The organism is Synechococcus sp. H60.3, from assembly GCF_047462295.1.
In the GTDB taxonomy this organism is placed as follows: Bacteria; Cyanobacteriota; Cyanobacteriia; order Thermostichales; family Thermostichaceae; genus Thermostichus.
This window is the reverse complement of the sequence record NZ_JANSIY010000091.1, coordinates 1-10,729: the sequence shown is the minus strand read 5'-3', so window position 1 is coordinate 10,729 and position 10,729 is coordinate 1. Positions and strand designations below refer to the sequence as shown.

Genomic DNA, 10,729 nt, shown 5'->3' with positions numbered 1-10,729 from the left:
GGCCATGGCCGTGCTCTTTTTGTACATTGAGCGCGACTAATTTGTTCTAGTCTCAATTGGTCTTAGAAGAGGGATCCCTTCTCTAGGGATCCCTTGCTTTTTGGGCAGACCTTGGCGCAACGGCTGTTTCTATCCCCCCTGCTGTCTTCCCAAAAGCTGGGGCAGCACCCGACCGAGGTTGAGTCTTCTTGCTTTTGGGAAAGGGGAACTTCCAAAGCGTCTTAGCTCCCCTACCACCGCCCTTGATGCTGCCTATGCAATCTAAAAGCAGGAGCTCAAAAAGTTCCGCGAAGACATTGACTACGTCAAAGGAGCAACTGGCCTAGCCATTGCTCATAGATGGTCTTGACACTCCTCCGACTAAAGTCAGCTCTCCCAGGGGGATCCGCCCTCACCCCCAGCCCCTCTCCCTCTGGGAGAGGGGAGCGGGAGAAAGGGCTCCGCATCCCTACCACAGGCAACTGTGCCAGCCAGGCATATTGCTGCTTCAAGAGATCATGCGCTCGAGAGCAAGTTGCAAATCTTGAGTTAGCTCGGCTGCTGCCTGTCTGGCTTCCTGGCGGCCTTGGCGGTACTGGCGTTCCCACCGCTGGCTCACCCAGATGGGATCCCCCACCGTAACCTGAACTTCTCGCCAACCCAGGCGAGGCCGGGCCGGGTAGGGATCGCCGCGCAGGCGGGCCAAGACATCAAACAGGATCAGGGCACTTTCTGCCAGCCGCTCAAAAGAAGGCTTACTCAGCAAGTACTCTTCCTGCACGGCCACGCAGCTTTCCACCAGGCGCATGTGCTGTAGGTAGAGGGTAGCCTGCTGGGCTTTCCAGTTGAGCAACCCCCGCTGCAGCGGAGCCAGGGATCCGGGATGCCGCAATTCTTCTCGGTAGATCTGGATCCAGGCGGCTTCTTCGATGCGGCGGCAGCGGCTGTTCCAGTCCCCTTGGGGAGATAGGCCAAAGTAGGTCTCGGCCGTCTGCAGCGCCGTGTGGAGCAGCCGTTCCAGGCGGGCGTTGAAAGGCGCCCCAGAAGGAAGAGGGGGAAGGCCGTAAAACGTTTCCATCTGGGCCAGCAGGTGGTGGGCCAGGCCACAGATCCGCTGAGCACAGTGGCGGTTTGCGGAAGGCTTGGGATCCGCCGGCGGCGTCAGGCCACTGAGGCGCTCGAGGTGGCTTAGCAGGCGCTCCAGCTTTTTCCAAGAGGGCTTTAGGTAGCGATATTGGATCCCGATGGGCACCACAACCACCTTCTCCGAACGACCGGCTTTGGCCAGGTCTTCGGCGCACCAAAAGGCCAGTTGCGCCGTTCCCGGCTCCAGAGGATTGACCCGCTCGCTGTGGCCATTGGTGGCCCCTTCCGGCGCGATCCCAAAAGGAAATGGGCCGTCCAGCAGTAGGCGCCGCGCCGCCGCCAGCGCCAGCCGATCCACCCGCCGTCCCCGATGCACAGGGATCCCGCCCAGGCGAGACAATAGCCACCCTAGCCACTCGCCACCCCAAAGAGGCATGCCCCGGTCGTAGAGAAAATGGGCGTGAATGGGTTTGCGGAGGGGGATCCCTTGGCGACGGGCAGCCTGCGGCACCAGGCGAGAGAGCACGTAGAGGCCCACCAGGGGATCATCCACCTCCACATGGCGGAAAGCGAGGATCAGCCGGATCTGGCCCGCCTGAAACTGGTGGTAGAGCTGCGCCAGGATCTCCACGCCCCTAGCCTCGATTTTGGCAATACCGGAAGGAAGCCAGGGCCGCACCCTCAGCCGCAACAGCAGTGGCAGGATCCCGTGGACAAGCCGCAGCACCCAGGGGCTGTAGGCCGGCGGGATAAAGTCCAGGGGGGGACGGGCAAAAGAGGGGGGTGGTGGCGAAAACAAGGCTTTTTCTCAAATACTGAATTGCTCAAGCTAGGCCCAACAAATCCCCATCCAATCGATCGGGTTATGGTCGTTTCAAATTTACCCTCACCCCCGGCCCCTCTCCCTGAGGCATCCCTCACCCCCGGCCCCTCTCCCTGAGGGAGAGGGGAGGAGGGCCAGATAGCGCTGTTTGGGTTTCGGTGCGACAAGAGGCTGAGTGCCTTTCTCTCTCTAACTCAGGGTGGCTACGGGCTGGGCCTCTACCAAAAGCTGCTGGGTTTGCAAGTCGAAGATAGTGGCCAGCAGCCGCCGCGAGGCATCAACGGCAAATTCCACCTTGAGGCGATCTTCTCCTGCCCGGCCTGGGGGTTGCAGGCGGGCCAGACAAGCCGGCTCGGCGCCAGGGGCCAGGGATCGAAAATCGGTTTGTCGAGTGAGTTGGCGGCTGCTCATGCGCCCCAGCTCGTCGTAAACCACCTCGGCCTGGGCCACCTGAGCCACTTCTCCCACATCGAGGCGAATTTCGGTTTGCCCGTCGTTGGCCACCTGCAAGATCAAGGGCTCGGAGCGTCGGCAGGGGTAGGGGCTGCCCCGCTCAAACAAAGGGTAGTAGATATAGCTTTTTTGCAAGGGATCCCAGAGGCGGATGGCGTAGCTGTGGTGCAGGCGATCCTCCAGCTTAACTTGGCGACCCACCTGCAGGGCGCCCAGGGCCACGGCGTCGAAGGGGCGTTCGCAGCGGACTTTCTTTTTGCCAAAGTAGGAGCGGAGCAGCTCTTGGACTGCCGGCAGTTGGGAGCTGCCTCCCACCAGGAGCACCTGCTCAATTTGGCCTTTGCCCACTCCCCTGGCCTGGGCAGTGAGGAGCACCTCGTCTAGGCACTGGCGGATTTGATCCAAGAGCTGGTGGGTTTCTAGAATCTCCTCCAGCACCTGCCGATCCAACTGCAGCTCATAGGCGGTTAGGGCTTCGTCGTCAAACCAACTGCCCACCGCCTTGGGCTGGGCAGAAAGGGCGATCTTGAGCTGTTCTGCCTGCTCCAAAAGGGTAATCCAGCTCAGGGCCCCCAGCTGCTGCCGGCTCAGCCCCAGTTGCCCCAGCAGGTATTCGGCAATCCAGATGTCGATATCCACCCCACCCACGTAGGCGTCGGCCTTGGCAATCACCTCCGCCTTGAGGACAGGGTCGCCCGGCTGAGGGGGAAGGGTGCGCACCAGGCTGAGGTCCAAGGTGCCGCCGCCGAAATCCACCACCAGCACAAGGGATCCCGGCTGGTCAACCGCATAGCCCAGGGCAGCAGCCGTGGCCTCGTCCACAATCTGAATGGGATCCCCGGCCACCCTCCGCAGCCAGTTTAAGTAGCGCTCAAAAGAGCCGACGGGAGCTGTAAACACCACCTGTTGCGGCTGCGGGTACTCTTGTTGGATGGCTTCCATCACCGCCTGCAAAAAAGCCTGGGCCACCCTCTCGGCATCGTAGCGCTCCCCATCCAGAACTCGCGGCGGGGGCACAAACTCCGCCACCAGATCCCGCTTGAAGCCCTGAAACAAGCGCTGCGGATCCACTGCTCCCCAGCGCCCGGCGCGCACGGTTTCTCCCACCAGAAGTTGGCCTTTTCCCTTGACGTAGACCAGGCTGGGAATAGCCGCGTAACTGGGGCGGGAGAGGCCGGGAAGGCTGAGCAGGCGGGGCGCTTCTTGTCCAGGATCCCAAACCGCCACCACGGTGTTGCTGGTGCCAAAATCAATAGCCAGCGTCGCTTTGGGGACGGGTGCCATCAGCTCAATCCTCCGGGCAGGGAGCGACTAACTTTGGCCGGGCAGAGAATGCGATCGCCGCAGCGGTAGCCGACAAAGCGGATATAGACGGGATCCCCGGGCCGAATGTCCGGCTGATCCGGCTGGTGCAGTTGCGGGTCGAAGGGGACGGATTCAAGAGGGCTGCCGATGGCTTCATACCCCCACTGCTGCAGCAGGGCATCCAGCGACCGGAACAGAGCCGTCACGTTCTGGGCCGGCCAATCCGGCTTGCGCCGGGCAATCTCGCGGACGGTGGGGTAGCTGGTCAGCAGCGGCTGCAGCAGGGAGAAGATTGCCTCTGCATTGTCAGAGCCCCTTCCGCCGCCAAGCAGGGATCCCACATCCCACCGGAGAGCGGCAGCCAACTTTTGCAGTTGCTCCAGGCGCAGGGATCCCCACCGCCCTTGGCGCACCTGATCGAGGGCGCGGCGGCTGATCCCTGCTTGAGCTTGCAAGGCCTGCCATGAGGAAAGGCCAACGGCTTGCATCCGTTCCCGCAGCCAACTGTCCAGCGGTCTCTCGGCCATTGGGTTTTGCCAGGGATCCCTATGATCATGCCCCAACTGGGGCCTGGGTCAGGGATCCCCAAAGCGCAGGGAGCGGGCTATGGCTTCCACATCCCGGTCGTAGCGCTCGCGCCGGCTGGCCGGATAGACCAATTCAAAGCCAGCCTCTAGAGAGGGGCGGACAAGCTTTTTGAGATAGAAAATCCGCAAGCTGCCTGGCTCGTAGCCGGAGACCACGAAAAAATCCCGACCGGCAACTTGATAGGTAACCCGGCGTCCGCTTTCTCGGCTGCGCTGCAACTCCTCTTGCAGGGCGCTGGCGGGCGTTGCTTGAAAAATATTGTACCCACCCCAAACGCGGAGCTCAGCCCCCTCTTCGCCGACAAACACCTGACCGTCGCCGCTATCGGATTCCCCTTGGGGGACAAAATCGGCCGGATAGTCGAGGCGATAGCCAAAGCGGGCATTGATGTAGGGCTGAAAACTTGACTGGGCCAGTACCAAAAGAGCGGGTGAGGCCAGAGCCGGGATCCCTTTTCCCACAAAGAGAGCGGCGAGCAGACAGGCTAAGCAAGCAGCAGATCTCATGGTTTCGAGTTTTTCGGATCTGCGGCCATTCTAGGCTCCTTTTTTCTAAACTGCTGCTGGCAAAGGGATCCCTCACCCCCAACCCCTCTCCCACAGGGAGAGGGGAGAAGGATAGGGTTTCCAGCTTGTTGATTTGATGTCGATTAACTCCGCCGGTCGCTATCGAGGTTTTGCCCGGAGCGCAGCAGTTCAATTTTTTCTCTAGCTCGCTGGATAGCGGCGCAGTTGTCCACTGCTGCCCAGGTGGAGGCCAGAAAAAGTCCAGGAAGAGAAACTTCTCCTTCTTCATCGCCAAACAACACGCCGTTCGCGTCAGCGGGACGGAGTCCTTACAAAAATGCACCACCCCAAAAAGACCATCAGCGCTTTCCATCGCCGCGTATAAATGTAGGCTGCAAAAGCCAGCAATAACGACAAAAAGATTGCCACTCCCTGAGACTTTTGAGAAAGGGCATAGGTGCGGCGTAGTTCTTCGTCTATGCGCTTTTGATCTTCTTGCTGGAGCAACTCTTGCAGATGCTTGTCCATAAAGGCCGCTCCCCAAAATCAGACGGCCTCATCCTAAAGATCCCTGGAAGTCCCCTATTCAAAGCCGGTTTTGGCGGGATCCCACCCTCTAGGGCGGCAAATAGTCGCCTTCCCGCGTTTCCGACTTTTGTAAAATAGGGAGGCCTGTCTCCTATTGCCGGCTGCCCAGCCCGCACCAACAGATTTGCCATGACCTCAACTCCTCTTGCTGCTGCCCACGCTGTTGCTTGGGATCCCCTTGACCCGCAGGTGCGCCCGGATCCCCAGGGCCGGTTTGGGCCGTTTGGGGGCCGCTTTGTACCGGAAACCCTGATGAGCGCCCTGACGGAGCTGGAGGAAGCCTTTGAGCGGCACTGGCAGGATCCCGAGTTTCGCGCCGAGTTGCACAGCTTGTTGCGGGATTTTGTCGGGCGGCCCAGCCCGCTTTACTTTGCCCAGCGGCTTACCGAACACTACGGCGGCCCCCAGATCTACCTCAAACGGGAAGACCTCAACCACACCGGCGCCCACAAGATCAACAACGCCCTCGGCCAAGTGCTGCTGGCGGTGCGCATGGGCAAGCGGCGGATCATCGCCGAGACCGGCGCCGGCCAACATGGGGTGGCCACGGCAACCGTGTGCGCCCGCTTCGGCCTGGAATGCGTCATCTACATGGGGGCGCTGGACATGGAGCGGCAGGCCCCCAACGTGCAGCGGATGCGCCTGTTGGGCGCTGAGGTGCGCGGGGTGGAAGCCGGCACGGCCACCCTCAAAGATGCCCTCTCCGAGGCCATCCGCGACTGGGTAACCCATGTGGAGACCACCCACTACGTCATTGGCACGGTGGCCGGGCCTCACCCCTACCCGAAGCTGGTGCGGGCCTTTCACGATGTCATCGGCCAGGAGACGCGGCAGCAGTGTCAGGAGAAATGGGGAGGGTTGCCGGACGTGTTGCTGGCCTGTGTGGGCGGTGGCTCCAATGCCCTGGGCCTGTTCAACGAGTTTATCCGCGATCCCCAGGTGCGGCTGATCGGTATTGAGGCTGCCGGGGAGGGTTTGCACACATCCCGCCACGCCGCCACCCTCAACCGCGGTCGCATTGGGGTCTTGCACGGGGCCATGAGCTACCTGTTGCAAGATGAAGAAGGCCAGGTGCAGGAGGCCCATTCCATCAGCGCCGGCCTGGATTACCCTGGCGTAGGGCCGGAGCACAGCTACCTAAAAGAGATTGGGCGGGCCGAGTACTACGCGGTTACCGACGACGAGGCGGTGGAAGCGCTGCTGCTGCTGTCGCGCCTGGAAGGGATCATCCCTGCTCTGGAGACAGCCCATGCCCTGGCCTACCTGAAGACTTTGGCGCCGCAGCTTGGCCCCCAGCAGCGGGTGGTGGTCAATTGCTCCGGGCGGGGCGACAAGGACTTGAACACCGTTTTCCAGTACCTGCAGCAGCGGGGGCGTAGCCTAGCCTAGAGTTGGGTTGGCAAGGGGATCCCTGCCCATGTCCACCTTTGCCGTTCGCCTGCTCGGCCTACTGACCTTGTTTCTGGGGGCGGGGCTAGTGCTGCTGGTTGGATCCCAGCCAGAGGTTTCCGGGCGCGTTGGCGGGATCCCGTCCCCGGCCACGACTTTCTGGGCAGGCGCCTTGGTCGACCCCAGGGAGGAAGAGGCGAAGGGGACAGGGATCCTTGCTCCCGGCCAGCCGCCACCCCTTCCTGAGACGCTGCCGGCCCTGGCGCGGCAGGCCATCGCCCACTACTTCGCCACTGGCCAGGTGCTGCCCGCCCCAGAAGAGATCCCGCCCCACTGGCGGCGCCCGGCGGGAGTTTTTGTTACGGTGACCAGGGAGGGGCGGCCCCGCGGCTGTTGGGGCAGCTTGGATCCCGGCGGCGAGGATCTGGCCAGGGCCACCATCCGGGCAGCGGTGGGGGCTGTTACCCGCGACTGGCGCTATCCGCCCCTGCGACCTGGGGAGCTGGAGTCGGCGTCCATCCAGGTGGCCATCGTGCGACGGGTGGTGCCCATCCCCTCGCTGGAGCAGGTGGATCCCACCCGCATGGGCCTGTTCATTCGCACGGGCACGCGGGGGGCGGTGTTGCTGCCCGGAGAAGCCCTGACAACGGAATGGCAGCTTTCCACCGCCAAAAGGTTGGCCGGGATCCCTGCGGATCAGCCGGTGGAGCTGTTTCGCGTGGAGGCGGAGCTGCTGCATGAGTTTTGAGGCCCAACCCGACCGGTGGCTGGCGGCGGTGCTGGGCAACACCCACGTGCGCTGGGGCTGGTTTGTGGGGGAGACCTTGGTCAAGGTGGAACAGTTCCCTGCCCACCGGCCCTTGTCCTGGCCGGAAGAGACGGAGCTGTGGCTGGCTGCCGTTGGCTCTGCCCCTTTGCCGCCGGGATCCCCGTGGGTGCATTGCCTTGGACTCTCCCAGGTGCCGCTGCGGGATCCCTACCCCGGCCTGGGGCTGGATCGGGCGCTGGCCGTCTGGGCTGCCGGCATCCACTACGGCTGGCCCTGTCTGGTCATCGACGCCGGCACCGCCCTAACCCTGACGGGGGCTGACCCGGAGGGATCCCTGCTGGGAGGGGCGATCCTGCCCGGCCTAGGGCTGCAGGCACAGGCACTGGCCGACCACACCGCCCGCCTGCCCAAAGTGGAGTGGGAGGCGGCGGATCCCTTGCCCCCCCGCTGGGCCAGGGACACTGGGGCTGCCATCCGCAGCGGCATTCTCCACACCCTGCTGGCCGGCTTGCAGGACTTCATCGCCGACTGGCGGCGCCGCTTTCCCCAGGGGCCCCTGCTAGTAACCGGCGGCGATGGCGAGCTGCTCTACGCCCACCTGCGCCTTCTGGACAGGGAACTGCACTGGGATCCCCACCTGGTGTTGCGGGGGATCGCCGGCTGCCGTCAGTTGCACCGCGCTGCTCGGCAGTTCCCTGGTGCAGAATAAAAACAGTCCCTCAAGGGTCAGACCCTCTCCAAAGCGGGCAGGTTTTCAACTTTCGGCAACCCAGGGATCCCATGGCCAACGGCAACTCCTTCGGCGTCTTGTTTTGCGTCACCACCTACGGCGAGTCCCACGGGGGGGCGGTGGGGGTGGTGGTGGACGGCTGCCCGCCGCGGCTGCCCTTGAGCGAGGCTGACATCCAGGCGGAGCTGGATCGGCGCCGCCCTGGCCAGAGCTCCATCACCACGCCGCGCCAGGAGGCGGATCGCTGCGAGATCCTCTCCGGGGTTTTCCAGGGCTTTACGCTGGGCACACCCATCCACATCCTGGTGCGCAACCAGGATGCCCGCCCCCAGGACTACCGCGAAATGGCCACCACCTTTCGCCCTTCCCATGCTGATGCCACCTACCAGGCCAAGTACGGCATCCGCAACTGGCAGGGGGGAGGACGGGCCTCGGCGCGGGAGACCATTGGCCGGGTGGCCGCCGGGGCCATTGCCAAGAAGATCCTGCGTCTGGCGGCAGGGGTGGAGATCCTGGCCTATGTGCAGCGGGTCAAAGACGTGGAGGCGCAGGTGGATCCCAGCTCAGTAACAGCCGAGCAGGTGGAAGCCAACATTGTCCGCTGCCCCGACCCAGAAGCGGCGGCGGCGATGATTGAGAAAATCGAAGCAGCGGCGCGGGAAGGAGATTCTCTCGGGGGAGTGGTGGAGTGCGTGGCCCGCAATGTGCCCCGCGGGCTGGGCTGCCCCGTGTTTGACAAACTAGAAGCCGACCTGGCCAAGGCGGTGATGTCGCTGCCGGCCAGCAAGGGGTTTGAGATTGGGTCGGGGTTTGCCGGCACCTACCTGACGGGCAAGCAGCACAACGATGAGTTTTACATGACCCCCAGCGGCTGGCGCACCCGCAGCAACCGCTCCGGCGGCATCCAGGGGGGCATCAGCAACGGGGAAGATATCATTCTGCGGGTGGCCTTCAAGCCCACCGCCACCATTCGCCAGCCCCAAAGCACGGTCACCCTCGACGGGCAGGAGACGGTCTTGGCGGCGCGGGGGCGCCACGATCCCTGTGTGCTGCCGCGGGCGGTGCCGATGGTGGAGGCGATGGTGGCTTTGGTGCTCTGTGACCATCTGCTGCGCCACCACGGCCAGTGCGGATCCCTAGTCTTGCCGGAGGTGCCCATTCCTGCCGTTCCTGTGCCCCACAGTTAGCGGCAGCCGGTCGGAGCCCTTGCGGAGATCCTGATTGCGCCAGCGGGATCGAGTCTTTGTATCCTGAGAAAGAGGCGGGATCCCTGCTCATGGCCAAGGCCAAAACCGTCTGGGAGTGTAGCCAGTGCGGCGAGCGCTATCCCAAGTTTTTGGGCCGCTGCGACAACTGTGGCGCCTGGAATACCCTGACGGAGGTGGTTCTCACCCCCTCTCCCAAGTCTGGGTCACCCCAGCGTCTTGTCCCCCCGCGCAGCCGCGGCAGCGGGATCCCCCAGGCAGCCCTTCCTCTCGCTCAGGTGCACTCGGATCGCCACCCCCGCCTTTCCTCGGGCTTTGGCGAGTTCGACCGCGTGTTGGGGGGCGGCATTGTACCGGGATCCCTGGTGTTGATCGGCGGCGATCCGGGCATTGGCAAAAGCACTCTGCTGCTGCAGACTGCCGCTCATCTGGCCAAGGGCGGGCCTGTCTTGTACGTGTCGGGGGAGGAATCGGCCCAGCAGATTAAGCTGCGTGCAGATCGCCTTGGCGGGACGGAGGGGCTGGGGATAGAAAGCAAGCAGCTCTACCTATTGGCCGAGACCGAGCTGGAGGCCATTCTGGCCGAGATCCAGGCTCTGCAGCCGCAGGTGACCATCATTGACAGCATTCAGGCCATCTTCTGGGGGCAGCTTAGCTCAGCGCCGGGATCCGTCTCCCAGGTGCGGGAATGTGCCGGCCTCTTGATGCGGGTGGCCAAAAAACTGGGGGTGGCCTTGCTCATCGTTGGCCATGTCACCAAAGATGGATCCCTGGCCGGGCCCAAGGTGCTGGAGCACTTAGTGGACACCGTCTTGTACTTCGAGGGGGATCGCTTTCAGAGCCACCGCCTGCTGCGCGCCGTCAAGAACCGCTTTGGGGCAGCCCAGGAAATCGGCGTTTTCGAGATGACTGCCTCTGGCTTGGTGGAAGTAGACAACCCCTCGCAGCTTTTTTTGAGCAGCCGGGATCAGGCCACGCCAGGAACAGCCACCATCGTTGCCTGTGAGGGCACCCGCCCTTTGGTGGTCGAGGTGCAGGCCCTGGTCAGCCCCACCAGCTACAGCTCCCCCCGCCGCACCGCCACCGGCATCGAGCCCAACCGCTTTCTGCAGATCTTGGCGGTGCTGGAAAAACGGGTGGGGATCCCGCTTTCCAAATACGACGCCTACATCGCCTCCGCCGGCGGCATCCAGGTGGCCGAGCCGGCTGCCGACTTGGGGGTGGCGGTGGCCGTGGCCGCCAGCTTCCGGGATCGCCAGGTGGATCCCTTCACGGTCTTGATTGGCGAGGTGGGCCTGGGGGGACAGG

The 10,729-nt window shown here is 63.4% G+C and carries 10 protein-coding genes; 5 read left to right on the top strand and 5 right to left on the bottom strand.

Annotation, left to right across the window (positions count from 1 at the left end):
* Positions 1-487: 487 nt before the first annotated feature.
* The 5 genes from NW841_RS09790 to NW841_RS09770 form a co-directional block, all read right to left on the bottom strand.
* A complete protein-coding gene (locus NW841_RS09790; protein WP_414386213.1) occupies positions 488-1,864 on the bottom strand; it encodes a 1-acyl-sn-glycerol-3-phosphate acyltransferase in 1,377 nt (458 codons plus the stop codon).
* A gap of 213 nt (positions 1,865-2,077) precedes the next feature.
* Positions 2,078-3,625 (bottom strand): Hsp70 family protein, encoded by a 1,548-nt coding sequence (locus NW841_RS09785; protein ID WP_414386212.1) that lies wholly within the window; start codon positions 3,623-3,625, stop codon positions 2,078-2,080.
* Positions 3,625-4,173: a hypothetical protein gene (locus NW841_RS09780; protein ID WP_414377130.1), complete on the bottom strand. Its 549-nt coding sequence runs from the start codon at positions 4,171-4,173 to the stop codon at positions 3,625-3,627. Before NW841_RS09780 ends, NW841_RS09785 begins: the two co-directional genes overlap by 1 nt.
* Before the next feature lie 48 nt (positions 4,174-4,221).
* A complete protein-coding gene (locus NW841_RS09775) occupies positions 4,222-4,740 on the bottom strand; it encodes a hypothetical protein (RefSeq protein ID WP_414332930.1) in 519 nt (172 codons plus the stop codon).
* A gap of 312 nt (positions 4,741-5,052) precedes the next feature.
* Positions 5,053-5,268, bottom strand: coding sequence for a hypothetical protein (locus NW841_RS09770; RefSeq protein WP_414332928.1), 216 nt, complete (start codon positions 5,266-5,268; stop codon positions 5,053-5,055).
* 189 nt (positions 5,269-5,457) lie between these two features.
* On the opposite strand from NW841_RS09770, the gene trpB reads away from it, so the two are divergent.
* The 5 genes from trpB to radA all read left to right on the top strand — a co-directional run.
* The gene (gene trpB, locus NW841_RS09765) at positions 5,458-6,717 is read left to right on the top strand and encodes a tryptophan synthase subunit beta (RefSeq protein ID WP_414338227.1); all 1,260 of its coding nucleotides are present in this window, start codon (positions 5,458-5,460) and stop codon (positions 6,715-6,717) included.
* Positions 6,718-6,745: 28 nt separating this feature from the next.
* Entirely contained in the window at positions 6,746-7,465 is a 720-nt protein-coding gene (locus NW841_RS09760) for an AMMECR1 domain-containing protein (RefSeq protein ID WP_414386211.1), read from the top strand.
* On the top strand, positions 7,455-8,195 hold the full coding sequence (locus NW841_RS09755; protein WP_414386210.1) for a pantothenate kinase: 741 nt from the start codon (positions 7,455-7,457) through the stop codon (positions 8,193-8,195). Before NW841_RS09760 ends, NW841_RS09755 begins: the two co-directional genes overlap by 11 nt.
* Before the next feature lie 71 nt (positions 8,196-8,266).
* The gene (gene aroC, locus NW841_RS09750) at positions 8,267-9,403 is read left to right on the top strand and encodes a chorismate synthase (protein ID WP_414386209.1); all 1,137 of its coding nucleotides are present in this window, start codon (positions 8,267-8,269) and stop codon (positions 9,401-9,403) included.
* Between the two features lie 89 nt (positions 9,404-9,492).
* On the top strand, positions 9,493-10,729 hold a 1,237-nt coding region (gene radA / locus NW841_RS09745), incomplete at its 3' end, for a DNA repair protein RadA (protein WP_414386214.1).